Raw genomic sequence first — 25,679 nt, 5'->3', positions numbered from 1 at the left:
GACGGATGATGGAGGTTCATGTCCGCAGCCTCGGGTTGGAAACGATCGCGCACAGATCCGCGAGCAGCACCAGAATCAGATAGCCGAGGCAGAAGATCAGCGTGCAGGCTTGCACCAGCGGCATGTCGCGGTTGCTGACCGCGTCCACCATCAGGCGGGCAAGACCCGGGTAGTTGTAAATCGTCTCGACGATGATCACGCCGCCCAGCAGATACGACAGGCTCAGCGCCACCGCATTGGCAATCGGGCCGATCGCGTTGGGCAGCGCATGCAGCAGCACCACGCGTGCCGGGCGGGCGCCCTTGAGGATCGCCATCTCCACATACGAAGAGCCGAGCTGTTCGATCACCGCGGCCCGCGTCATGCGTGCCATCTGCGCGACGATCACGCAGCACAGCGTGATGACGGGCATCGCATAGGCACGCATGAAGTCATGGAAACTGTCGATCTCGCCGCCATACGAGAGGGCCGAGAGCCAATGCAGCTTGACCGCGAACACCAGCACCGCGAACGTCGCGATCAGGAACTCGGGCGTCGCGACCAGCGCGAGCGTGCCGAGACTGATGATGCGATCGAGCAGCGAGCCGCGCTTCACGGCGGCGAGAATCCCCATTGAAATGGCAATCGGCACCGAGACGAGCGTGGTGATCGCAGCCAGTTCCAGCGACTTCGGCAGTCGGCCGGCAATCATCTCGCTGACCGGCAGATTGCTCGACAGCGAGAGGCCGAAGTCGCCGCGCACGAGGCCCGCGAGCCAGTGCAGATAGCGCAGGTAGGCTGGCTGGTCGAGGCCGAACTGCAGCCGCAAGGCCGCGACCGTCTCCGGCGTCGCCGCCTGGCCGAGCGCCTGTTGCGCGGCGTCGCCGGGCAGCAGGTTGGTAATCGTGAAGATGATCATCGACACGATCAGCAGAATCAGCAGCGTCAGCGCAATGCGCTTCACAATCAGCGCTGCAATGGTCTGGTTCATCGCACGGGCCTCCTACGAGGATTGCAAAGGCCGGTGGCGAACCCTGGGGTTCGCCACCGGCAAGCCGGGTCAACGCGTGACCTGTCCGGCGGATCTACAGGTGCAGGCAGGTCAGGCGTCCCACCATACGTTTTCGGCGAACGAGAAGCCCATCATCCCGCCGGTCGGGATCGAACCCAGACCCTTGAGACGCTTGTCGTAACCGTCGAGCAGGCTGATGAACGACGGAATGCCGATGCCGCCCTGGTTGCTGACGATGGTCTGCATGTCAGCGTACATCTGCTTGCGCTTGGCGTCGTCCGTTTCGGAGCGTGCCGAGATCAGCAACTGGTCGAACTGCGGATTCTTCCAGCCGGATTCGTTCCACGGCGCATCCGACTTGAAGAACTGCGTGAACAGCACGTCGGCGCTCGGACGCGGGTTGATGCTGCCGAAGCCGAGCGGATGCTTCATCCAGTGGTTCGACCAGTAGCCATCGGGCGGCACGCGGTTCACCGTCAGGTTGACGCCGATCTTCTGCGCCGACAGTTGCATCATCTCGGCCATTTCGATCGAACCGTTGGCGTCCGAGGTCGCGTAGATCGGCGGCAGCGTCAGACCCACGGCGCCCGCTTTCTGCAGATGAAACTTGGCCTTGTCCGGATCGTACGGACGCTGCGGCAATCCGGCGAAGTAGTAGCGATGGCCAGGAGGAATCGGCTGATCATTGCCGATCACTGCATAGCCGCGGAACACTGCCGTGCGGATCTGCTCGCGGTCGAACAGGTACTTCATGCCCTGCACGAAGTCCGGGTTGCCGGTGAGCGCGTTGTCGCGCCGCATGATGAGGTCGGTATAGAGACCCGACTTGGTTTCCTTGATCGCGTAGCCGGGCGTCGCCGCCACGCGCTGTGTCGCACGCGGATCGACTGCGCTGATCAGATGGACGTCGCCGGAAAGCAGCGCATTCACGCGCGCCGAATCGTCGCCAATCCCGATCAGCTCCACCTCGTCGAGGTAGGGCTTACCCGGGCGCCAGTAGTTGTCGTTGCGCGTGCCGACCGTGCTGACACCGGGCTTAAACGTCTTCACCTTGTACGGTCCGGTGCCCACGGCCGTCGAAAAGTCCGTGGTGCCGTCCTTGATGATGACCAGTTGCGGCGTGGCGAGAATCGCCGGCAGGTCGGCGTTCGGCGAGCTCAAGGTGACCTGCACTTCATCCGGGCCGCTCGCCTTCACTTCATCGAACTGGTCCGCCACCGACTTCACTTTCGACGCCGTCGCCGGGTTCTTGTGGCGCATCAGCGAGTACACCACGTCAGCCGGCGTCAGCGCCTTGCCGTCATGGAAGGTCACGCCCTTGCGCAGCTTGAGCGTCCAGACCTTCGCGTCGCTGCTGGTGAACGATTCGGCCAGCGCCGGCTGCGGCGTCAGGCTGGCATCGAACTGGGCGAGGCCGCTATAGAACATGAAGAAGCGGATGTAGTCGGCGCCGGTCGAGCCCTTGGCCGGGTCCAGCGTGTCCGCGGTCGAACTGGATTCGTAGGCAGCCCGAATCTTGCCGCCCTTCTTCGGCGTGTCGGCGAAGGCGCTCGTTGCGCCTGCAAGCATACCGGTGGCCCCCGTGGCGAGCATTCCGCCCGCTGCCAATACACGCATCATGTCGCGGCGGCTGAAACCGGCTCGTTTGATTTCGTCGTCGTTCATGGAATCTACTCCTGGGACCAAGGGAAGAATGAATACGGTTTGTGTAGGCAGCTTCACCCGTCAAAGCGAGAACGTTGCGGGTTGAGTGAATTTAAGCACCGCAAAATTAACGGAATGTCCTGATTCGGCATCGCGCGCAAGCGAAACGAATCGTTTTGAGGGCGCTTCACAGCATGAATTGCTGCGCGCGTGGCGGCATGCGGCTGTCAGGCCGGTGGGATGGGCTTTGCAGCGTCCGCGGCGGGCGGATGGACGGGCGACGAGGCGTCGTGAGCCCGGTTTGGCAGGCCGCGCGCCTTTGAGGACGGTGGCCGCGAAGCGCGTACAGCAGAATTAAACGCTCGCCGGATTGAAGGTCAGCGTTTTGTGCTGCGCAAAAAAAAGCTCATCAAGTACCTCGCGATACCCGATGAGCCAACAAAAGACATCACGTCACACGTAGTGCATCACGTGATGCCGCGTGGTCGTGCGAAAAACTTAGAACTGGTGGCGCAGGGCAACCCGGACCACAGTCTGGCTCGAGGTCGACGACGGTGCGTCGGTACCGAGCACGAAGCCATCGTCCAGAACCGAGTTGGTCTTGTCGCCGCCGACCTTCTGGTACACGCCCTGGATATAGACGTCCGTGCGCTTCGAGAGGTTGTAGTCAGCCATCAGGCCCACCGTTTGAATCTTCGGCTTCAGGTTACCCGTCGACGCATCGAAGCTCTCGATCGTGTAGACGTACTCCGCGCCCACGTAGAACGTCGGCGTGATCTGGTACTTGCCGTTCACTTCGATGTTCTGGAACTTGAGGGTGTTGAGCGTCGCACCCGTCACAAGGGGAGCGGTCGTGCTGATGTAACCGTTCGCCGTCGGATTCTTGTAGTTCGAGTTGCTGTACGCGAGACCCACTGTGGCCGGACCGAACGTGTAGTTGACGCCGGCGCCCCACACGCGCATGCGCTCGGCGATGAAGCTCGCGTCATTGGTCGTGATCGCACCGCCGGTCGTCACACCCGGGTTGTCGGCTTGCATATACGCGGCGGCCACCAGCAGGCCGCCGTTGGTGTACTGGCCGCCGAAGCTATAGGCGCGGTCGTTGGCGAAGTTGGTGTCGTTGCTGAACGCATACGCACCGCCGAACTGGAAGCCGCCGATATTCGGGCTCGCGTACTTGACGGCGTTGTCCAGACGGAACGAGTTGTCGGAGTTGTCGTTATCGTACGGGTGGGCAAACAGGTAGCCGGCCCAGTTGCCGTTAGCCGTGGTTTGCGCGAAGTAGTCGACTACGGAGTCGTACTGGCGGCCGAGCGTGACCGTACCGTACGTGTTGTCCGCCAGCCCGACGTAAGCCTGACGGCCGAACAGGCGGCCGCCTTCGGCGAGTGCGCCGTTACTCGCGTTGAAGCCGTTTTCCAACTGGAAGATGGCCTTCAGGCCGCCACCCAGATCTTCCGAACCCTTGAGACCCCAACGGCTGCCCTGCGCATAGCCGCTCGCCATCTCAAACTCATGATTGCCGCCGACGTTGCTCGTGTAGTTAATGCCTTGATCGATCACGCCATACAACGTGACACTGCTTTGGGCGAATACAGGGGCGGCAAATGCTGCGGATACAGCCAATGCGATGAGTTGCTTTTTCATTACGATCTCCGGGCTTTTAAATATTCAAACGAGGCATTTTTTCGAACTGCGATTACAGGTTCAACGGCGAACCTGGTGGGCAGTTTCGGGTTCGGAAACACACAACGGGACGGATGCTTGCACGCCGATTCCAGGTCGTCCATTGGGAGTGGACGCGAAGTGGGAAAAGCGTTGTGAAATGCCAACCTGGAGCGATGCAATACTCAGGATTGACTTCGCGGCAAGGCCTTAAATGCAGTCATTTCCCCGCTTTGCCACCCTCGTTGAAAGCGCAACGTTTTGCATGGAAGGCGCGTAGTTTAGCCGCTGGCGCAGCGCAACATGCAAAGAAACCGGAAATCATGCCGACGTGAAACCGGAGTGGTTTATTTGATTAGGAAAGCATATTAAATACTCTTGCGGAGCGACGAACTTTCGCTTTTGCGATTCACGCTCGCGACTGCGACGCGCCCTTCGGGAGACGTGCGTGGGTTGGGGTCTTCTGACGCATTTCGGGGCCCGTCACGCCGTCCTGCATGTAGTCATGCGTCCGGTCCCGGGCTGCCGTTACTTTCAATATCCCTACGGAAAATACGGCTAATTTGACTTGCTTTGCTGGACACAGCGAATTTTGACCAGATATGATCCGGGAAAACCCGAACATGCCGCCGCTCCGCAGGAGCTTTTCGCTGCGGCCGATGCGGTCATGCGCGGGGTTGTCGTTCGTCGTCGAACGGGCTGTTAGCTGGTGATCCCGGCTAACAGTCCAGCTCGGCGATCTGAAGCAGGCGGGCTTGATGCCCGCCCTGTCGCAGTCGGCCAAAAGCCGGTCTGGACTATTAGCCTGGATATCATCGATCATGATTGCTGTCGCGTTCTCACGCGTCGCCGGCCGCCTGCTGGTTGCGGACCCGGGACTCGTACGCCTCCACATCGCCTTGCGCGTCGCCCTTGCCAGCCTGTTGAGCGGCATCGCCTGCGTCGCATGGACGGCCGGTCATCACCAGCCAATCACCCTCGCCGCCCTCGGCGTCCTGTTCAGCATGATCGCGCCACTGTTCGTGCGCGACGCACGCCGCAGCGCGTGGTTCGTCACCCTGTTCTACCTCTATCTGTGCGGCTGCGCGAACTTTGCCGTGGCCGCTGCCTTGAGCCGCTATCCGCTTGCGGGCGACGCCGGCTTTCTGCTCGTCATGTTCAGCGGCATGCTGTGCCAGGCTTGCGGTCCGCGCGCGCTCGGCTGCGCCATGATCGGCGTCGTCATGTTTTATCTCGGGCTGTATCTGCACCCGACTGCCGTCGAAGCGGCGCAATCCGTTGCCTTGTCGATGGTCGGTCCTGCGATGGTGGCGCTCGTCGGACGCGTGATCGTCCCCATGCGGGCGGCGCGGACTCTGCAGTTGGCGATCCACACCGTCACGCTGCGAGCGGAGCGCGTGCTGGCCGCCGCGGTTCGCGCTGCGCAAGTGCAAGCGCTATCGCCAGCGCAGGGCATGGCCACGGCCGCTCGCGTCGCCGAAGTCTCTGAAGTCGCCGAAGTCTCCGAACTGAACGCGGCAGCGCTCGCGCTCGAAGAACAACTCGCGCTGCTGAATCCGCCTGACGCGGCCACGCTACGCGAACGGCTCGTCGAACTGGAAGTGGCAGCCGGGCAGATGACGTTCGGCTCGGCCCCCTCGGAAACGGCGAGTACTGAACCGCTACGCCGTGCCATCGAACGGCTCAGGCAAGCTGCCGGACCGAGGCGCATCTCGCGGACGCAGCCTGCGACACGCAGCATGAACAGCGCCGCCGCATGGTTCGCCGAGATCCGCGCAAGGCTCGCCTGGCTACCGGCGGCGCGCGCCACCACGGCGGCCTTGCTCGCCATGGCGATCGGCCACTCGCTCTCGCCGGAGCGCTGGTTCTGGGCGGTCATCACGACCTTCGTCGTGTTTCTCGGCACCCGCTCGCGCGCCGACACCGTCTATCGCGGCGCGCAACGGCTTGCCGGAACGCTGGCCGGCGCGCTCGCCAGCATGCTGCTGGCAACCACCCTGCACGACGCCCCGCTGCTGATGATCGCGGCCATGGTGGTGTGCGTGTTCGGCTGGGCCTATTACATCCTGAATGCGTATGCGCCGGGGGTGTTCTTTATCACGGTGCTGGTCGGGCTCGTCTACGGACAACTGGGCTTTGCAATGGGACCGCTCGTGCAGTTGCGCATCGAGGAAGTGATGGTAGGCTGCATCGTTTCGTTTGCGGTCGCGATCCTGATGATGCCGCTCGCGGCCACGCGCCACGTCGAAGCGCGGATCGCCGCCGTGCTCGCGGCGCTTCGGCAAGTGGTGCGGCTCGCCACGGAAACCGGCGCCCAACCGGACGCCGCCAACGCGAGTACGGCGATGCGCACGCTGGACCGAAGCTGGCATGACCTGCGCGTCGCATTGCGACCGTTGCAAACGCAACGAGTGTTCGTGTGGAATCCTGGCGTCGAACTCGCGACCGGTTCCCTGTTGAGCTGTCTGCATTGGGCACGCGTGCTGAGCCGACCGGACGATACAGACTATCCGGCGAGACACGATGACGATACTGCGTCGCAGGATGCCGGCGCCGCGCACGCCGCGTCGATTCTCGCGCGGCTCGACGCCATGATTGCCCGTTACGACGGAGCCGCTGTGTCGTCTGTCACGGACGACCCGATCCAGACAGCGGGCAATACAGCGAGTGTGACGGCTCATCAAGGCCATCAGCATGCGCAAACCCTGGCGCAACTGGACGGCGCCGTGGCCCAGCTCGCCGACCGCCTCGCTCATCCGAACGCCAGCATGCAAAAGCGCTTGAACTGGGCGTTAAGAACCCGAAGCGCGTAGGACCAGACCAAGCTCAACGCGCGGGAGGCGACCAGATTTGCGACTGGCGCCCCGCCGCGTATCCCTCACAGCACGCACCGCATAGCGCCATCGACGTTCTCCCGAAGACCCGATCGGCTTCAGCGCCTGGATCCGCCACGCATTAAATCCCGCTCCCTGCTACCCTTGGCGTTCTGCGGCGCCTTGGGTGAGCTATGCTGTTGCCGAGCGCGTCCTGTGCCACCCCTCCCTGACCTGTCAGCCCTGAAAGGCCGAAGCGATGTCCGATACTCCGATCCCTGCTGCTGTCACCCACGAACCGCAAGCCGTGTCCGTGCAGGTAACCCCCAGTGCCATCTTCATTGTTGCAACCGTCAACCCCGACCCCGCCAGTCGCGAAACCGTGCGCGCGTGGTGCGCCGATATCGCCGCGCTGGTGCGCTCGGTCGGCAAGCGCGTGCCGGCGGGCGGCCTCTCCTGTGTATGCGGGTTCGGCTCAGAGGCCTGGGACGCGCTGTTCGGCGCCCCGCGCCCGGCCGGTCTGCACCCGTTCCGCGAATTCGGCTCCGGCGAGCGGCTCGCGGTGGCGACACCCGGCGACATCCTGCTGCACATCCGCGCCAATCAGATGGACCTGTGCTTTGAACTGGCCACGCAGCTGATGGGCCGGCTTGCCACCGCCGTGACCACGATCGACGAAGTGCACGGCTTCCGTAATTTCGATCAACGCGCCATGATCGGCTTCGTGGACGGTACTGAGAATCCGACCGGTCACGAGGCTGTCACGTTCACGGTGGTCGGTGCGGAAGATCCCGGGTTTGCCGGCGGCAGCTACGTGCTGACGCAGAAGTATCTGCACGATATGACGGGCTGGAATGCGCTCTCGGTGGAAACGCAGGAGCGCATTATTGGCCGCACCAAGCTCGCCGATATCGAACTGGACGCCGCGGTGAAGCCGAGCTCGTCGCACAGTTCGCTCACGACGCTCGACGAGAACGGCGAAGAGGTCAAGATCCTGCGCGACAACATGCCGTTTGGACGGCCGGGCTTCGGCGAGTTCGGCACCTACTTCATCGGCTATGCACGCTCGCCTGCGCCGATCGAGCAGATGCTGGAGAACATGTTCGTCGGCCGTCCGCCCGGCAACTACGACCGCCTGCTCGACTTTAGCCGCGCTGTCACGGGCGGCCTGTTCTTCGTGCCTTCGGCGCCCCTGCTTGAGGCGCTGGCCGAGCGCAGTCCCTCGACGGTTGCGAGCGCAACCGATACGTCCGAATCCCTGCCGTCTGCCGAGGCTCTCAGCGATGGTTCGCTGAACATCGGCTCTCTCAAAGGAGCACCTCAACATGAATAACCTGCATCGCGAACTCGCCCCCATATCCTCGGCCGCCTGGTCGCAGATCGAGGAAGAAGTCGCACGAACCTTCAAGCGCTCGGTGGCGGGTCGCCGCGTGGTCGATCTGCAAGGCCCTGGGGGCGCGAGTCTGTCCGCCGTGGGCACGGGTCATCAATCCACCATCGCGCCGCCGCAGGCCGGCATCAGCGCGCGTCAACGCGAAGTGAAAGCGCTGGTGGAACTGCGCGTGCCGTTTGAATTGACGCGCGAAGCGATCGACGACGTGGAGCATGGCGCGGAAGACTCGGACTGGCAGCCGGCGAAAGATGCCGCGCAACAACTGGCGTATGCCGAGGACCGCGCGATTTTCGATGGCTATAAGGCGGCGAATATTGTTGGGATCCGCGAAGGGTCGTCGAATCCTAAGCTGAGCTTACCGGCTGACGTGAGCGGCTATCCGGCTGTGATCGCGAAGGCGCTCGAGCAGTTGCGGCTTGCGGGGGTCGATGGTCCTTATTCGGTTTTGCTGGGGGCTGATGCTTATACCGCGGTTAGCGAAGCGAGCGATCAGGGTTACCCGGTGCTCGAGCATATCAAGCGGCTGGTGAACGGCGAGATTATCTGGGCGCCGGCGATTGACGGCGGGAGTGTGCTGTCCACGCGCGGTGGGGACTTCGATCTGCATATTGGACAGGATCTGTCCATTGGCTATCTTAGCCATACGGATCAGGTGGTTAAGCTGTATCTGCAGGAGACGTTGACGTTCCTGTTGCTGACGAGTGAGGCTTCGGTGGCGGTGTTGCCGGAGTGAGGGAGCGCTAGGCGAAGTTCTTCACGGGAATCGTTCACAAGGGTGTGGGCAAATCACACCCTGTGATTCCTTACGGCACGCTCCATCGCCCGCTGGTACGCTTCCATGCGCTGCCACGCATCAGCGAAGCGCACCTGCGGGCGCTCGCGGTTCGCCCTGATCCGCCACGGCCTGCCCTGTTTCACATACCAACGCCACACTGCTGCTTCGCAGATTTCGTGTTCCGTGTCGGGACATACCCCGTCAATCACGTCCTCGAAGTGCAGCGCATGGGCAACGCCATGCTGCCAGCGACACCACAGGTCGTCCGCGATGAACCCCACCGTGAAACCCAGCAGGATCAGCGGGTATTGCGCCCATGCCGGATCACCCAGGTCCTCCGCAGCAAACCATCCCACCACATTGATGTAGATGGCCAGTATGAGCATGCCTGCCCACGCGAACTTGACGAAAGGCGGGACCAGCAAAATGCGCATCCGCCTCAGTTGCCGGGAGCGCGCCATCATGCCTCCCTGCGATACAGGCTCCAGAAGTCTTCAACAAGACGCCTGGACCGGAAGTATCTCTCCACAAAAAATGCGGCGATCAGAAGCGGCCACGCAACGGCGATCGTGGTATCGGGACCGCTTGACCCGCTGCCGCTGTCGAGCAGCAACAGGCCAATCATCGACAGCGAGATAAAGACAAACTCGGCAGTCGGGATGATCCAGTACCCATAGCTGTCCTTCCATGGTGCATTCACCGGCTGCGGCTCCCTCACAGCGAGACTAAGCATGACGCCCTTCTCCCCTGGTTGCACCACGAGCTGCGCGCCCTGTCCGAAATACGCCATCCGTGCCGCGAGCGCATACAGCAGCCACCGCGACATTGGAGCCTGCGGCCCGATGGCCGGCTCAAGTGCATGCCCGGAGACTTCCAGACCGCTGTCCCGGATCGCACCCAAGGTTGCGTGCCGCGCGAGACCTTTCAGACGGCTATGCCAGAAATGGCGGATGCGTTTCGTCTCCACCTGCCCGGCCTGAAGCAGCAGCGTTAGCGCGTCCTCGACCTGATCGGCCTCCGTTGCGATCCCTCGTAGCAGCCACGCCTGCGCCCGGAGCTTGTCACGTTTGTCGTACATGAGTTGGGACGACCCGAGCAGTAGTGCCACGGCGAATTCCGAATAGTCCTCTGCCACCTCCGGGCCAGCATCATTCAGATGCCACGCCAGCACGAGGCGGTGGTACGGCCCACAGTCAGCCGGGAACCACCTTTCCGCGAACTTCGGTTCCGTCGTAGGCCGCATGCACACGATATCCGGTGCGCCCGGCAGCTCCAGTTTCTTCCATACGGCGTGAATGATGTCGGACGATTCGTCCCGGTCGCCCTGCATCATCAGTTGAAACGAATTGCTGTGCATGGCTGCGGCCAGTTTGGGTGCGAGCGGCATCAGCAACTCTTTCAGCACGGCATACAACCTGGATTCGGCGCCCGTCTCATTCATGTCGAGCGCCATGACCTTGCCGGGATTCTGTGGCGGCGTACCGTCCAGGCTCAGCATGCGTTCCGCCAGATCAGGTTCTGGTGCGAGCACCACACTGTCCAGCACGGCGACGCCGGAGCGGCTTTCGTACTGCCACGACCTGCGCAGTCGCCAGCCCTCCTGGTTGAAAACGGCTGCGTCGAACGCGTACATTCCGTGGGCACCGTAGTAGACGAACGCGCATACCGCCCCCCAGAAGACCGGCCCGATCAGCAGGACTCCTCGTAAAAATTCCTTTGGCGCGATTGGCTTGCCCGTGGGCCACGTAGCCACGGTAAGCGCTAGCGCAACGCACTCCACTGCAATGAACAGCACGAGATAAATCCAGATAGGTGGCGGCTCGCTCGCCTCCTTCTCGTCCGGTATCACCTGATCCCAGCGAAACTTCATCCTTCCTCCGTGTCAGCTTCCGTAGGTCCAGACGCGCTGCGAGGCAATCAGCGTCGGAGGCGGACTGCAGCGACAACGGCAGAAGTCGCCCTCAAGCGCAGGCAGCTTGCCGTCCATCGCGTCATCTTCTGAACGCGGGCCACTCGCGGCGATGAGTCCGATCGAGCCACACGCGGGACACTGCACGCGCGCCCCGAGGTAGCTCATGCCGCGTTCATCGGGGCCAACGCCGTCGATGCCGTCGAGTACGGTGCCGTTTGCCGTAGTGCGGTCCAGGCGGAGAATGCAGGCGCGTTCGCTCACGTCAGACTCCCAGCCATTCCCACTCGGTCCCTTCGGCTGCGGCAGGCATGCTTTCGCCACGTCGCCGGGTGACGATGCCCGCGAGGTCGTAGCGGTACGACTCGCCGGTGGACAAACTGCGTGAATAGACACGTGCAAGCCAGCGGCCACTGCGCGGGCAAACGGTGCGTGGCTTGCAGAAGTGTTCGGTACCTTCAGTCATGTCGAACGACCACTGCCTGACTGGCGTCGGTGCGCTGCCCTCCCATATCCATTGCACTGGACCGTCGAACTCGGTGCCGCTGGCGGACGCCATCAGCATTTTCACGTTGTCTCTCGTGGCAACGTCCCCGGCCTTGAAGGGTACGAGCTGCAGGCTGCGGGAATCTCCACCGGTGCGTACCGCGCGATATAGGCCGTCCTCGGCGAAAGTCTCGCCGGGGTTGACCGGAAAATATGACAGGCGGGTCCTCTGGTACGCTTCCCACCGCTCGCGCTCCTGCGGCGTCGAAGGATAGTCGCGGTCGAAGGTAACGTGAGTTGGATTCTTGGAGTCCGACTGAAAATCGACGCGCACAAGGCTGGACTGGATTCCAGTGACCTCCATGTTCATAAATACACCGACATCCAAACTGTAGTCACCAGCAGAGAATTTATCGATGGAACCGGCCTTCACTTTCAAAACCACGGAGCTGTGCGGCGCAAGATTGACCTGATCATCAGGAAATTGCTTTGGATCGACAAGAGGCTGGCCGGCCAGCCCAAGACCAAATTCAGGTTCACGGGAACCTGCACGCGAGCCGCTAACACCCAACATATCCATACGCCTGCCAACTTTGGTATCCCACTTATCCGGCGTCTTAAACCTGATCGGGTGGTCTCCGCTATTGATAAACCTGACGGACACCAGAAATCCATCCGTGGCGCGCTCAATGGAAAAGAGTGAAATGTCGAGCTTCACGAGCTTCCGTCCATCCTGAACGCCTGCATTTCTTAGCGAATCCACCAGATCAGCAATCTTGATAGCAACAGGACGACTAAAATCCTTCACGTAACTGCTCCTGATCTCTCCACCACATTTTGCGACGTAAAGATCGGGGATCGGTACATCGCTTTTCGGATCTTTCGGTGAGCACAGCAGCTCCGCAAGCTTCCTGGCCTCTTCCAAATTCTGGTTTGACAGTTTCAACTCATATATCCCGATTCCGCTTGCATTCCGGTTGTTAATTGAATCACCAATCTGGACCCGCAACATCTCACCCAAGACAGATATTTCATTGTTTCCATAGGTATTAACACTGCCATCCGCCGCGCCATTTGTCGTGTAGCTAAATTGCATAGCGTGCTTCTCCATATTCACACTCCCTCCGTTTGCACACCCCACCAGAACCAACGGGGAGATTGCCAGGATGCCCAATGCGATACGCCAAAAATTACGAATCATGGCCAACCCTCCACAACCGGCTTGTAGAAAGCGAAAATTGACGTCGCACATATTCCAGGTAATAAGGCTTGATACTTGCCGTAACACTGCCCGATTGCAACGGTGCATTGGCACCGTCACCCATCAGATTTGTCGGCGAATGCGCTTGCCATGCCATGGTTCCTGCTTTCGCATCGACCAGCGAAAAATCGATCTGCTCGTCCTTTATATAAGACTCGTGAAGCCAGCCACCCTGGTCGTAGTACTCATCGGGGAAATTAAAATAATGCCCGCATTCATGTGCCTCAACATTCGCCTGCGGATAGTCGAAAATCTTATTGTTGTACTCATATTTATGCCTCTCCCCCCAGGATGACGTATCTGCCCGAAGAACGGTCGGAAAAAGGTGATTCGAAACATGCGGATTAAATCCAGCAATGGACACACCCTTGACCGATACGCGGAGATCAACCCTGAAATTAACCTTTACCCGGCATCCGCATGCAGCGCCCTTGGAGCAACCGTCCAGGATCAACTTGTAGCCACCGTGGTTCAGCACAGCCTCAATACGACTCTTTAGCGCGCCGACATCATATTGATCCCCGACTGCATCGCGATAGTCCATCTTCACACCATTGACCGTGGAACCGGGCATCATTTTCCAGTGAGTGGTCGTCTCATATGGGACAGTTTGCGGCACAACCGTAAGATCACGATTTCCAGTGGCATCGACCGGAAACAAATCCATCGGGATTAGCATCACCCTGACAGTGCAGGTGATCGCCTTGTCCTGCTCGCTGTACGCAAATTCGAAGTTCGAATCCCTTGAACCACCACCTCTGATCTGGTTTCCGCGACCATCCTTCCACGGACTCCGGTTGCCCAGCACGCCCCAATACGACTTGGCTTCGATATGCTCACTAACATCGGCCTTTACGTCCGAGATATTCCAGTCGCAGGGAGCCGCATTTGCGAGCTTGATTGGATCGGGTGCAACGTAACTTTGCGTCTGATCGTCGGGACTGTTTAACGTGACCTTGGCCTTAGGCACGTTTGAATCCACATTTGACGACTTTCCATCAAATGGTGAGAAACCGCTTATCTTGCTCCCAGCAAGCGGCGGAGCAGGCGCAGGTACAACACCTACCGTATTACCCAGCGATTCCCAAAGCGACTCATTGACCTCGGGCACCGGTGCTGGCGGCGATACGAAGTCCGGGTTGGTCCTCCACACTTCACATCCAGTCGTGAACGGCACAAAGACCGGCGCGAACGCCGCGCCACCCAGGTCCATCTGTGCGGGACCCACCTTCTTCAAGCCACTTGTCTTGAACACGGCGCGACCCCGCGAACCGAATTCGATCCCATCCGGCGTCATGCGCATATACGAGCCACCCACATTCAGCACGATCTCCTTCGAAGACTTCATCTGCAGCACGCCATCCACCGTCTCAACGGTCATGTCGTTCTGTGACGCAAGCTGCATCGATCCGCGCTGGGCCTGCACGACAACCGCGCCCGCTGCCGCAATCAGGCTCATGCCCTTCTGCGAGAAGACGGATACCAGATCACGCGCAGCCACGGTGAATCGCTTGAGCGTGCTGAAATGCACACCCTTCTTTGCGGTGCCGATAATCGAACCATCGGCGGCAAGATGCACTCCGTCGCCTGATACGACGCCAGCCGGCCCAGGCGCGGTGACGAGCGCACCCGGCTGTCTAAACTCGTCCAAGGCATTGCTGATCGCCCGCTGTGCAACGGTATCGGCCGGCGCCGCCTTTGAGGCGCTAGCGGATTTCGCCAGAGATTCAGACAGCGCCTGATGGTTCTTCAGTTGCGCCTGCGTCTCCGACGTGTCGAGCACCTTGCCGTTACCACCGGCCTGGTTATAGGCCGACAGCATCACGCCTGCTCCGCCGCGCCCGACCAGGTGTCCCGCCGTCCGCAGTTCTGCGCCCGCGCCACGCTCCTTCAGTTCACGGTCCGGTATGAAGCCGAGGTTGAGCTGCGAACGGCCCGAATGCTCCGTGCTGAGTTCAATGCCTTCCTGGTTGTCCCAGTCATCCATCCACAGCTTGTTGCCGGACTGCGTGCGGATTTCGTTACGCGACATGCGCCGCCGCGACGAGTTGACGAGATCAGGACGCTGGCTGTTGTGGACGAATCCCACCAGGATTGGCTTGTTTGGGTTGCCCTCACGGAAGCCGACCAGGGCTTCATCCCCATCCACTGCGGGCATATGCAGGCCCGTATGGTTCTTGCCGGCAAAAGGCTTCGCCAGCCGCAGCGGCACACTCTCCGCGCCTTTGGGCCAGGTGCCGAAGTCGCAGTGAAAGCGCGCGATATACTCGCCCTTGTCGGTCAGGTAGGCGAATTTGTATTTGTCAGGAGAGCAGATCGTCGCGCCCAATGTCCCGTGTATTTTTGGCCACCGGCCATCGTCCATACGCATCCGGTAGGGACGGTCGGCAGGAATGGCGGTGAAGCGGTTCATGTAGCTGTCGGAACGCGCACCGCTATGCACAACCTTCGTGACAAACATGCCACGGGGTGCATCTTCAAGTAGTCTGTCCGACCGCACGATGCAGCCGGGCCGGATCGCGAGCACGGTTGACTTGACCTTGTAACGGACCTGCCGGACAAGCGCCGACTCGTGCCGCAACAGCGCTTCACGCTTCGCACCTGCCGTATCTCCGTGATGTGTGCCCCACACGTAAGGCGCACCAACCATCGTCCCGTCGTCCGGTACAACACGGCTTTCGTTGCGCAGAACTTCCCACGCACTTTCCGGGTTGTAATCGGCAACGGCAAAGGACTCCGGCACGGTCCGGGTGCGGATCCTAAAGGAGAAGATCGCCTCCTCGAACGTCGACAACCCCGCAGTGGGACGGTCAGGCACCACCATGGGAGGACGCTCGTAGCCGTCGATGTCATCGGCAATCACCAGCACTTCGCCATGCTTGCCGGTCGTCGTAAAACAGAACAGGCCAGCCTGTTCCATTTCAAGCCTGATGTAATCCCAATCCCCCATGTTGAACTGGAACCGGAAGTCGTGTTTCGGATGTTCACGCCTGAGGCGAAATTCCACCTGCATCCAGAAGCGGATTTCATGGCGCTCAAGAATCGACTTGATGATTTCCCACGACGCCTTCTGCTGGTACGTCACGCAGTTGCTCGGGCCGTCGAGGACAGCGAGTCGCTGGCGGATCACCACGCAGTAGGTGCAACCGTCACGCGATTCCGATACCAGATCGAAGCGCGACACAAAGCCGTTGAACTGCCGCCGTCCACGCCCGTCTTCCGGCTGGATGGAGAACTCCGCGATCTGTCCGAGTACCTTCTTCCTGCTGACAGGTCCCGATGTTGCAAGCACAGCCTTGATACGGTACGGCTCGCAGACTTCTTCGTGCACCTCCCACGATACGACCGACACCACAGGCATGGGAGACTTGCCGGTCTCCCGGTCAGTCTGCGGCTTGCGTGGCATCAGTTTCAGGTGCGCAGATTGCCGTCCTGTCAGATACACCCTCAAACGATCAGATTCCGCCCTATTCATGTTTGTCTTTTTGCGAAACGTTACGAAAAATCCAAGGCGCCGACTGTCAAAAAAAAGGAGCGCCGAAAAGGCCCTCCAAAGATAGATGTGTAGATAGATGACGCGTCACGTCCCGCATGGTAGTACCGTCGGGCATCTCTAAAATCCAGATTCACCCTGGTTCATCAAGTGACTTGCAAAAGAGAGGGCGGCGAACGCCGCCCCAAGAGAGTAGGGTCTAGCCGTGCTACGGCAACACCGCGGTTATCGTAAGACCAAGCAGCGTGAACGTTAAGGAATACAGATAAAAAAATGGGCGACCGAAGCCGCCCAATAACAAAAGTACCCGACAAAACCGAACCAAGGAGAAACCAGGACCCGCGCCTGATTGCAGGCGCCGCATCCTGTCAGCCTCATACAGCACGTGAGCCGCGAAGCTTATCCACAGATAACGTTCATAAGCCTGTGGATAACCCAAGAGCAAGCGCACCAACCCATTGATGCAAAGGAGTTCTAGCGTGCTGCATCAACCGCACCACACACCCACCCCCTACCGCGGCCCCACCCGCCGATACTCCGCCGCCACCTTCTCCGCAGCCGGCCGACGCGCCGCATGGTTCTGCGCGTTGCGCGCCTTCACCCGCTCAAGCACCGCAGCCGGCGCCGTCTCCGGACGCCCGGCTTGAAACGGCGGCTGCGGCGCGTACTCCAACCCAAGCTGCACGGACTGGGCCGTGAGCTCATCGGTCAGCTCGGCAGCCAGCGTCAGTGCAAAGTCGATCCCCGCCGTCACGCCGCCTCCTGTGATCACGTTGCCGTCCCGCACCACGCGCGCATCGTCAGGGATCGCGCCGAACAGCGACAGCATGTCCCGCCACGCCCAATGGCAAGCGGCACGCTTGCCCTCCAGCAACCCCGCCGCGCCGAGCACCAGCGACCCTGTACACACGGAGGTGACATAGCGCGCCCCGAGCGCCAGGCGCCGCACGTGATGCATAAAGACGTCGTCCTGCATGGCATCGGTGACACCGCCGCCACCGGGTACGCACACCACGTCACAACGTTCGATGTCTTCAAGACGCGCGAGGTCGCTAAACGTCAGGCCGTCCGCATTGACCGGCTTGCCGCCGGCCGACGCCACGATCACGTTGACGCCCGGCGTGAACGCCAGCACCTGATGTGGACCGGTGAAGTCCAGGTGGGTCACGCGCGGATAGATGGGAATCACGACGGTAAAAGGCTGGGTCATCGAGCGGTTCTCCGGAACTTGACCCATACAGTCTAGCGGACTCAGCCCGTCACTTGCCCGACACCGTCAGCTTGAGCTTGTTCGGACCTGCGGTGGTCGCGGTGATCTGCGTACGTTTATCGCGCGGACCCACATAGAAATGCTGACGAGCGGGCGTATTCAGATCGTGGGTTGCCTCGGGCAAACAGGAGGCGACATCCGCTGCGACCGACTGCAGCGCGTCCGCGCTCGACCCAGCGTCGTGATGCGGCGTCCACAGGCACTGGTAACTATCGTGGCTCGCGTTGCACTGCGCGTCGTCGCCGTATGGCTGGGCAACGCCATTCACTTCCGCCGGACTCAGACCGGTAAAACCATCCGGCGCAGCGGCGACGATTCGTTTCAGGGCCGCGCACGGGGACGGCGCATCATCGGCAACTGCGATGACGGGCGAGAAGGCGGCCATCGCCGCCAGGGCCATCGCAATGCATAAAAGCGGCTGTATTGGGCGTTTCATGGATACGGCTCCTTCCTGATGGGAAAGCAGATGGAAGGCCGCCGGACGCAGCGCGGCCATCCTGCCACCGTCTACCAGCACGATTCGTGCCCCACAGGTCGCAAAAGTCACTACTCACACGACTCCCCGCCCACGCCGTCAATCCTCCTCAGCATCCACTACCGGCGCAGCGCTTCGCGTTCGCAGCTTTTTGCGGATTTCCGAGTCGAGAATCAGCCTGCCGCGCAGCTTACCCTTCATACGTTTGACGTAGCGCGGCGCCTCGGTCATATGAGTGACCATCAGTTCGCGCACCTTCTCGACATCGCGGGCACGCGCCGCCCTGGTAATGGCCTTGTGAATCTTCACATTGGCCTCGCCAAACCGTTGATGTTCGGACTCCGGAGTATCGTTACGAAACTCGATCAACTGACGGATCATTTCGTTGATCAGCTCGCAACTGAAGCGCAGAAATGGATTCGGATTCGCAGCTGCAAGGATGTCGTGGAAATTCACGTCCTCCTGGCGCTGCTTCAGGATACCGCCCACACCATGCCCCGACGCCGGCCGATCGCAACAGGCAATGCTCGCCTCGAGCGCGACGAAATCCTGCTCGGTGAGATGCGGCACCGCACCCGCCGCGAGTTCCGGTTCGAGCAGTTTGCGCACGGTGTAGATGTCGTCGATCGTCACGTCCTTGAAGAACAGATAGTTCTGCAGCAACTGCAGCGTGCGATCCAGCGGCACCTCCACCACCATGCCGCCACCGTTGGGCCCCGTCGTCACCTTGATGAGGCCTTGCACCTCCAGCGACTTCAGCGCTTCGCGAATCGTGCTCTTGCTCACGGAGTACAGCGCCTGCAATTCGACCTCGCGCGGCAGACGGTCGCCCGGCTTCAGGTCCTTCTCGGTGATGAGCCGCTTGATCTCCTCGGCAACCAGATCGGGACGCTTCTGCTGCTTGATTTCGACCGCGACACCGGCCTTGGCTCGGTCCATGACCATCTTCGATGCTCCCATTTAGGAAAACCCTGGCTCGCTGCGAGACAGGAATTTTGCCTTATTGACACCCGAATTTATTGTACCTAGCATCGGGATCATTCTATTTATCATGATAAATAGATTCCCGTCAGCGTGGTCAAAAAAGACCGCGGGCGGCCAGCCCGGTTTCGCAGTCGGTTGCATGCGTGTCTCTTTCTCCCAAGGAGCGTCATTTTGAATCGCCGAAATATGTTGAAGCTGGCCGCTCTGTCGGCCGTCCCAGGAACGCTCGGCTCGCTGGTCGCGCGCAACGCGTTTGCCCAGGGCGCGCCGCTGCAGTTCGCTTGCCCCGTGCCGATGTCCGGCGCCTTTGCGGCCAACGGCAAGTACGCCGATCTCGGCATGAAGCTCGCCATCGAGCAGTACGGCAAGGTGCTCGGCCAGCCGCTCTCGTACACCGTGCTCGATACGGAAGGCAAGCCCGCCACCGCCGTGCGCCGCGTGCAGGAAGTCGCTCAACAGAAGAACGTGCGCTATTTCGCGGGTGGTATTTTGTCCTCCGAAGCGTTGGCGATGGGCAACGAGGTCGAAAAGGACGGCGGCATCTTCATCACCACCGCGGGGGCCGATGAAATCACCGGCAAGGACTGCAATAGCGCCACCTTCCGCTGGTCGGTGCCGACCTTCGGCGCCATCGATCAGACGGTGCGTCCGCTGATCCAGATGCTGCCCAAGGCCAAGCGCTGGTACACCATCACGCCGCAATACGTGTTCGGCGACGGCTTGCTGTCGGCGGCGAAAGCGGTGTTCCAGGAAAAGGGTATCGAGCATGTGGGCAACAGCTACCACTCGCTCGCGGAGAAAGAGTTCAGCGGCTATCTGACCAACGCCGTGGCCGCCAAGCCCGACGTCTTGCTCATCCTCAACTTCGGTTCGCAGTCCTCGGATACGCTGCGCCAGGCCATCAGCTTCGGCATGAAGAACAACTGCACGATCCTGATTGCGTGGGCCTCGGGTCTCGAGCAATTCCAGGCGCTCGGCGCCGACCTCTGCGACGGCGTGTACTTCGGCGCGCAGTACTGGCACGGCATCGACTCCCCGCTCAATCACGATCTGGTCGCACGCTCGAACGCGGCGTTCAAGGAGAACCCCAACTACAGCCTGGCGGGCTCGTATATCTGCACGAAGATCCTGCTCGACGGCATCGTCAAGGCCGGCTCGGCCGATCCGAAAAAAGTCGTCGCCGCGCTCGAAGGCATGAAATACGCTGGCCTGACGGGACCGGAAGAAGTCCGCAAAGGCGACCATCAGGTCATCAAGAATTACTATTTGCTCAAGGGCAAGGCGAAGAACAAGATGAAGAATGCCGACGACTTCGCCGACATCGTCAGTTCCGGCCAGTCGTTCCTGCCGCTCGACAAAACCGGCTGCAAGCTGGCCTGAGCGGCCCCGCGTCATGCCGCCGTGCCGCCCGGCTGTGTGCCGCCTGACGGTGTACGCCCGGCATGTGCCGGCGATGCAACGCGGGGGCGCGTGCTTCGTGTTTGAGAGCACGCACCGCCCGCCCCGGAACTTTCAGCGACGGACGCCATGAACGTTTATCTCCTGCAGATCGTCAACGGCATCGGAGTGGGAATGTTGTATTTCCTGCTGGCGGTAGGCCTGTCGATCGTCTTCGGCCTGCTGCGCTTCGTCAACTTCGCGCACGGGGCGTTCTACCTGCTCGGCGCGTACTTCTGCTATCAGGCGATGCAGTGGTCGATGAGTTTCTGGACCGCGCTCGTCGTCGTGCCAATTGTGGTCGGCGCACTGGCGTGGGTGGTCGAGAAGCTGATCCTGCGACACGTCTACGAACAGCAGCACGAGTTTCACATTCTCGTGACCGTGGGTCTCGCGCTGGTCCTGCAGGAATGTGTGATCCTGATCTGGGGGCCGCTCGGCAACAACGTGCCGGTGCCCGATTCGCTGAACGGCGTGGTGATCTGGGGGAGCTTCGTTTATCCGAAGTACCGCCTGTTCGTGATCGGCTTTACCGCCGTGCTGGCCGGCTTGTTGTGGTGGGTGCTCGAAGGCACGCGCCTTGGCAGCGCGGTACGGGCGGGCAGCGAATCGACTGAGATGGTGTCGCTGCTCGGCATCAACGTATTGCGCGTGTTCAGCCTGGTGTTTGCGCTGGGCGCGGCCACCGCCGCGCTGGCGGGCGTGCTCGCGGCGCCGATTCGCGGTGTCGATCCGTTCATGGGTATCGAAGCATTGAGCGTCGCCTTCGTGGTGGTGGTCGTGGGCGGTCTGGGTAATTTTCTGGGGGCGCTGGTCGGTGGACTGCTGGTCGGCATCGTGCAAAGCGTGATGAGCACGCTGTGGCCGGAGGGCGCCAGCCTCATGATCTATGTTGCGATGGCCGCTGTGCTTCTGCTGCGCCCGAACGGACTGCTCGGGAGAGCGACATGATCGAACCGGCGAAGACGCTCGTGCACGACAACACCTCGGCCCCGAACGCGAGGCGCACGTTCAAACAGGCGCTGCATCACTACCGTTTCATCCTGCTCGCACTGCTGGTGGTCTGCATCCTGCCGCTCACGTTGCGCTCCGGCTCGCTTGCCACTGAGGTACTGGTGTATGCGCTGGCCGCGCTCGGTTGCAATCTGCTGCTGGGCTTCACGGGTCTGCTTTCGTTCGGCCAGGGGATTTTCTTCGGCCTCGGCAGCTATACCGCGGGGATCGTATTGACGAAGCTCGACGGCACACCCGTAATGGTGGCGCTGGCGGCCGCGATGATTGTCGGCGCGGCGGCAGCGATGCTCGTAGGATGGTTCTCGATTCGTCAACGCGGCACATACTTCGTGATGTTGACGCTCGCGTTCGGGCAGATGTTCTACTTTCTCGCCTATACGACACCCAATCTCACCGGCGGCGACGATGGCCTGCTCGGCATCCCCCGCCCGGCACTGTCGCTGTTCGGCAAGACACTCGTGCCGCTGACCTCGCCATGGCAATATTACGGCTTCGTCGCGGTGCTGTTTCTGCTTGCGTTCTGGGTGCTGATGCGGGTGTCGCATTCTGTTTTCGGCCGCACGCTACTGGCGATTCGCGACAACGAGGCGCGCGCAGCCGCAGTCGGTTACGACGTGAGGCGCTTCAAGTTGATGGCGTTCGTGATCTCGGGTGCGGTCACGGGTCTCGCCGGCGCACTGCATGCGCTGATGACCGGCATCGCGCCCTTGTCGAACATCGACTACCACACGAGCGAAATGATTCTGGTGATGACCGTGATCGGCGGCACCGGCAATCTGTTTGCATCTGTGTTGGGGGCGGCTTTCTACGTGCTGTTCGCCGACTGGCTGTCTACCCTATGGCCGCGCTGGCTCCTGCTGCTCGGGCTGGTGCTGATCGCCGTAAGCCTCTTCATGCAACGTGGACTATGGGGTCTCGGCGAGCGCATCTGGCAAGCCATGCGGCGCGACACGCCGGCTGATTCAGCAGAGGAGCAAGCATGAGCGACGCCATCCTGCAGGCCAGCGGCATCGTGAAGCGCTACGGCAAATTCACGGCGCTTTCCGAGGTCGATCTGCGCATCTTGCCGCGCACCGTACATTCGGTGATCGGACCCAATGGCGCGGGAAAGACCACGCTGTTTCATGTCCTCACCGGCACCTTGCCGATTACGGCGGGCAAGATCATGTTCGACGGTCACGACGTGACGCACGAACCCGATTACAAGCGCGTGCGCCGCGGCGTTGCGCGCTCGTTCCAGGTGACGAGCCTGTTCGCCAATCTGAGCGTGCGCGAAAATCTGCGGCTCGCCGCGCAGGGCGTCGATGCACGACGTGCACTCAACGCATGGACACCACCACGCGGTGCACTCGAACACGCCGACGTCGTCGATAGCGTGCTGGAGCGGCTCGCGTTGCAGCGCTTCGCGGGCACTGCCGCGGCCGCGCTGTCGCACGGCCAGCAGCGCCGGCTCGAGGTCGGCATGGCACTCGCCGCGCGCCCCAAAGCCATCTTTCTCGACGAGCCGACCTCCGGCATGGGTATCGACGATCTCGACGACATGAAGCAGTTGATTCGCGGCCTGCGCGACGACTACACGGTCGTGCTGATCGAGCACAACATGGGCATCGTGATGGATATCTCGGACACGATCACCGTCATGCAGCAAGGCCGCGTGCTAGTCGAAGGCCGTCCCGACGAGATTCGCGGCGACGAGCGCGTCAGAACCGCTTACCTCGGCAACATGATCACGGGAGGCCGCGCATGATCCTGGACGTCCAGCAGATTCACGGCTTCTACGGCAAGAGTCATATCCTGCAAGGGGTGACGCTGCGCATCGACGAAGGCGAGACCGTCACGCTGCTTGGCCGCAACGGTGCGGGCAAGTCCACCACACTCAAAAGCATCGCCGGAGTGGTGACACCTCAGCGCGGCACAGTGACCTTCAAGGGCGAACCGATTCACAAGCTCGCACCGCATCGTATCGCCGCGCGCGGCGTGTGCTTCGTGCCAGAGCATCGCGGCATTTTCCGGCTGCTGTCGGTCGAGGAAAATCTGCGTCTGGGCGCGCGCAAAGATTCGCCGTGGCAACTCGGCGATATCTACCGCATCTTTCCGCGCCTGAAAGAGCGGCGCACGAATGGCGGCGCGCAATTGTCCGGCGGCGAGCAACAGATGCTCGCCATTGGCCGTGCGCTGATGAACCATCCGCGTCTGCTGATGCTCGATGAGCCGGTGGAAGGCCTCGCACCGGTGATCGTCGAAGAGATCGTCGCGCAACTCAAACTGATCAGGCAGGCGGGTGTCGCGATCCTGCTGGTCGAGCAGAACCTCGAAGTATGTTCGCAACTTGCGGACCGGCACTACATCATCGAGCAGGGCGTGATTGTCTACGAGGGCGACAACGCCGCGTTCATCGCCGATGAATCGATCAAGGACCGCTATCTGGGCGTGGGTGTCGTCTGAACGCCGCGCTGTTTATCGCAAGGAATCGCTGATGCAAGCTCATGATTCGAACGTGGATGCGCCGGGCTGCGGCGCCGTGTTTCCATCGTCATCACTCACGTTGCGTGACGCGCAAGGCGTAGAAGGAGCATGCGTATGAAGCTCCTGATCGCGCGGATGAATCACGAAACCAACACTTTCTCGCCCGTCGCGACGCCGCTCGAAGCCTTCGGCCGTCACGGCCCAAGCTACGGCGAAGCCGCATGGCGCGAGAACAAGGGCATGCAGACTGCAATGGCCGCGTTTATCGATGCCGCCGAACGCGAGCATGCGCAGATCGTGACGCCGGTTTCGGCGTCGGCCAACCCGAGCGGCCCCGTCGCCGCGGCGGCCTACGACGCGATCTGCAATGCGATCGTCAACGCCGCGGCCGGTTGCGATGCCGTGCTGCTCGATCTGCACGGCGCGATGGTCGCGGAAAATTCGAACGACGGCGAAGGCGATTTGCTGGCCCGCGTGCGTGCCGTGTTGCCCAATGCGCCCATCGCCGTGGCACTCGATCTGCACGGCAACGTCACGCAGAAGATGATCGACCATGCCGACGTGATCGTCAGCTTCAAGACCTATCCGCATGTCGACATGTACGAAACCGGCGCGCACGCCGCGCGTCTGCTGTTCGACCTGATTCACCGGCGAGCCCGGCCCGTGATCGCCTGGCGGCAACCGCCGCTGCTCACGCATACGCTGCGTAGTGCGACCGCCGAAGGCGCGATGAAACGCGCGGTCGATGCGGCCCGCGCGGCTGAAGCGGAGGGGATGCTGGCGGTGTCGGTGCTGTCGGGTTTCTCGCTCGCGGATATCGCCGCGCCCTGCATCAGCGTCGTGGTGGTGGGCGACGGCGATCGCGCCGCAGCGGATGCGGTCGCGCAACGCATCGCGCAGCAGATCTGGGACGAGCGCGACGACTTCTTCTATCGCAGCGCGCCGTTAGCGGACTCCGTGGCGCAGGCGGCCAAGCTCGCTCATGGTGCCGACAAGCCGGTGCTGCTGCTCGATCACGGCGACAACTGCATGTCGGGCGGCACATGCGACACGATGGATCTGCTTGAAGAGGTGCTGAAGCAAGGACTCGAAGGCGTGGTGAGCGGGCCGCTGTGCGATCCTGAGGCGGTGGCTGCCATGCATGCTGCGGGAGCGGGGGCGACTGTCACGCTCGCGGTCGGGAACAAGCTGGCCAGCGAAGCCGTCAAACCGCAACGGCCACTCACGGTGACCGGCGTGATTCACGCACTGACCGACGGCGAGTACACCATTAGCGGTCCTACCTATACCGGACAACGCGCCTTCATGGGCCGCGCCGCCGTGCTCGATATCGGAGCCGCCACGCTCGTCGTGACGGAGCGCACGCATGAGCCGTGGGACTTAGGGGTGTTCGAAAGCGTGGGCGTCGATCCGAGACGCGCCCGCTTTCTGCTGCTCAAGTCACGCATGTATTGCCGGCCGGTGTTTGTGCCGATCGCCGCGGCACTGGTGGAATGCGATAGCCGCGGCGTGACGAGTTCGGACTATGGTCTTTTCAGGTTCGAACATGTGGAGCGGCCGGTTTATCCGTTGGATGCGGGAACGGAGTGGAAAGCCTGAGCAC

Annotated in this window: 21 protein-coding genes; 9 read left to right on the top strand and 12 right to left on the bottom strand. The window is 61.5% G+C overall.

Going from position 1 to position 25,679, the window contains the following annotated elements:
* Window positions 1-16 precede the first annotated feature (16 nt).
* The 4 genes from BUS12_RS03840 to BUS12_RS03825 form a co-directional block, all read right to left on the bottom strand.
* Window positions 17-970 carry an ABC transporter permease gene (locus BUS12_RS03840; RefSeq protein WP_074294318.1) on the bottom strand — a complete coding sequence of 318 codons (954 nt, stop codon included), beginning with the start codon at window positions 968-970 and terminating at the stop codon, window positions 17-19.
* A gap of 111 nt (window positions 971-1,081) precedes the next feature.
* Window positions 1,082-2,656, bottom strand: a complete 1,575-nt coding sequence (locus BUS12_RS03835; RefSeq protein ID WP_074294317.1) for an ABC transporter substrate-binding protein — start codon at window positions 2,654-2,656, stop codon at window positions 1,082-1,084.
* A 477-nt stretch (window positions 2,657-3,133) separates the two neighbouring features.
* Window positions 3,134-4,282, bottom strand: a complete 1,149-nt coding sequence (locus tag BUS12_RS03830) for a porin (protein WP_074294316.1) — start codon at window positions 4,280-4,282, stop codon at window positions 3,134-3,136.
* A gap of 427 nt (window positions 4,283-4,709) precedes the next feature.
* Window positions 4,710-5,123 (bottom strand): hypothetical protein, encoded by a 414-nt coding sequence (locus tag BUS12_RS03825; protein WP_074294315.1) that lies wholly within the window; start codon window positions 5,121-5,123, stop codon window positions 4,710-4,712.
* Here BUS12_RS03825 and BUS12_RS03820 point away from each other — a divergent pair.
* The 3 genes from BUS12_RS03820 (at window position 5,122) to BUS12_RS03810 (ending at window position 9,239) form a co-directional block, all read left to right on the top strand.
* Entirely contained in the window at window positions 5,122-7,113 is a 1,992-nt protein-coding gene (locus BUS12_RS03820) for an FUSC family protein (RefSeq protein WP_074294314.1), read from the top strand. The two genes, BUS12_RS03825 and BUS12_RS03820, sit on opposite strands and share 2 nt — an antisense overlap.
* Before the next feature lie 259 nt (window positions 7,114-7,372).
* Window positions 7,373-8,446 carry a Dyp-type peroxidase gene (locus BUS12_RS03815; protein WP_143788250.1) on the top strand — a complete coding sequence of 358 codons (1,074 nt, stop codon included), beginning with the start codon at window positions 7,373-7,375 and terminating at the stop codon, window positions 8,444-8,446.
* Window positions 8,439-9,239 (top strand): family 1 encapsulin nanocompartment shell protein, encoded by an 801-nt coding sequence (locus BUS12_RS03810; protein ID WP_074294313.1) that lies wholly within the window; start codon window positions 8,439-8,441, stop codon window positions 9,237-9,239. The genes BUS12_RS03815 and BUS12_RS03810 overlap by 8 nt, the downstream gene beginning before the upstream one ends.
* A gap of 53 nt (window positions 9,240-9,292) precedes the next feature.
* Here the strand turns inward: BUS12_RS03810 and BUS12_RS03805 are convergent, their stop codons facing one another.
* From BUS12_RS03805 to BUS12_RS03770, 8 genes are all read right to left on the bottom strand, one after another.
* The gene (locus tag BUS12_RS03805) at window positions 9,293-9,745 is read right to left on the bottom strand and encodes a hypothetical protein (protein WP_074294312.1); all 453 of its coding nucleotides are present in this window, start codon (window positions 9,743-9,745) and stop codon (window positions 9,293-9,295) included.
* A complete protein-coding gene (locus BUS12_RS03800; protein ID WP_074294311.1) occupies window positions 9,742-11,151 on the bottom strand; it encodes a hypothetical protein in 1,410 nt (469 codons plus the stop codon). The genes BUS12_RS03805 and BUS12_RS03800 overlap by 4 nt, the downstream gene beginning before the upstream one ends.
* A gap of 12 nt (window positions 11,152-11,163) precedes the next feature.
* Window positions 11,164-11,454, bottom strand: a complete 291-nt coding sequence (locus tag BUS12_RS03795; protein WP_253189997.1) for a PAAR domain-containing protein — start codon at window positions 11,452-11,454, stop codon at window positions 11,164-11,166.
* 1 nt (window position 11,455) lies between these two features.
* Window positions 11,456-12,877 (bottom strand): hypothetical protein, encoded by a 1,422-nt coding sequence (locus BUS12_RS03790; RefSeq protein ID WP_143788249.1) that lies wholly within the window; start codon window positions 12,875-12,877, stop codon window positions 11,456-11,458.
* Window positions 12,867-16,412 carry a type VI secretion system Vgr family protein gene (locus BUS12_RS03785; protein ID WP_083640232.1) on the bottom strand — a complete coding sequence of 1,182 codons (3,546 nt, stop codon included), beginning with the start codon at window positions 16,410-16,412 and terminating at the stop codon, window positions 12,867-12,869. The genes BUS12_RS03790 and BUS12_RS03785 overlap by 11 nt, the downstream gene beginning before the upstream one ends.
* A gap of 529 nt (window positions 16,413-16,941) precedes the next feature.
* Complete coding sequence (locus BUS12_RS03780; protein WP_074294308.1) at window positions 16,942-17,640, bottom strand: DJ-1/PfpI family protein; 699 nt, start codon at window positions 17,638-17,640, stop codon at window positions 16,942-16,944.
* A gap of 49 nt (window positions 17,641-17,689) precedes the next feature.
* Complete coding sequence (locus tag BUS12_RS03775) at window positions 17,690-18,136, bottom strand: hypothetical protein (protein ID WP_074297052.1); 447 nt, start codon at window positions 18,134-18,136, stop codon at window positions 17,690-17,692.
* Between the two features lie 138 nt (window positions 18,137-18,274).
* The gene (locus BUS12_RS03770; RefSeq protein WP_074294307.1) at window positions 18,275-19,120 is read right to left on the bottom strand and encodes a FadR/GntR family transcriptional regulator; all 846 of its coding nucleotides are present in this window, start codon (window positions 19,118-19,120) and stop codon (window positions 18,275-18,277) included.
* 210 nt (window positions 19,121-19,330) lie between these two features.
* On the opposite strand from BUS12_RS03770, the gene BUS12_RS03765 reads away from it, so the two are divergent.
* From BUS12_RS03765 to BUS12_RS03740, 6 genes are all read left to right on the top strand, one after another.
* A complete protein-coding gene (locus BUS12_RS03765) occupies window positions 19,331-20,539 on the top strand; it encodes an ABC transporter substrate-binding protein (protein ID WP_074294306.1) in 1,209 nt (402 codons plus the stop codon).
* 147 nt (window positions 20,540-20,686) lie between these two features.
* Window positions 20,687-21,547 (top strand): branched-chain amino acid ABC transporter permease, encoded by an 861-nt coding sequence (locus BUS12_RS03760; protein ID WP_074294305.1) that lies wholly within the window; start codon window positions 20,687-20,689, stop codon window positions 21,545-21,547.
* Complete coding sequence (locus tag BUS12_RS03755; RefSeq protein WP_074294304.1) at window positions 21,544-22,593, top strand: branched-chain amino acid ABC transporter permease; 1,050 nt, start codon at window positions 21,544-21,546, stop codon at window positions 22,591-22,593. Before BUS12_RS03760 ends, BUS12_RS03755 begins: the two co-directional genes overlap by 4 nt.
* Window positions 22,590-23,357, top strand: coding sequence for an ABC transporter ATP-binding protein (locus BUS12_RS03750; protein ID WP_074294303.1), 768 nt, complete (start codon window positions 22,590-22,592; stop codon window positions 23,355-23,357). The genes BUS12_RS03755 and BUS12_RS03750 overlap by 4 nt, the downstream gene beginning before the upstream one ends.
* Window positions 23,354-24,055 (top strand): ABC transporter ATP-binding protein, encoded by a 702-nt coding sequence (locus tag BUS12_RS03745; RefSeq protein ID WP_074294302.1) that lies wholly within the window; start codon window positions 23,354-23,356, stop codon window positions 24,053-24,055. The genes BUS12_RS03750 and BUS12_RS03745 overlap by 4 nt, the downstream gene beginning before the upstream one ends.
* Window positions 24,056-24,190: 135 nt before the next feature.
* Window positions 24,191-25,675 carry a M81 family metallopeptidase gene (locus tag BUS12_RS03740; RefSeq protein WP_074294301.1) on the top strand — a complete coding sequence of 495 codons (1,485 nt, stop codon included), beginning with the start codon at window positions 24,191-24,193 and terminating at the stop codon, window positions 25,673-25,675.
* The last annotated feature ends 4 nt before the right edge of the window (window positions 25,676-25,679 follow it).

The organism is Paraburkholderia phenazinium (genome assembly GCF_900142845.1).
In the GTDB taxonomy this organism is placed as follows: Bacteria; Pseudomonadota; Gammaproteobacteria; order Burkholderiales; family Burkholderiaceae; genus Paraburkholderia; species Paraburkholderia phenazinium_A.
This window is presented reverse-complemented; position numbering and strand designations above follow the sequence as displayed.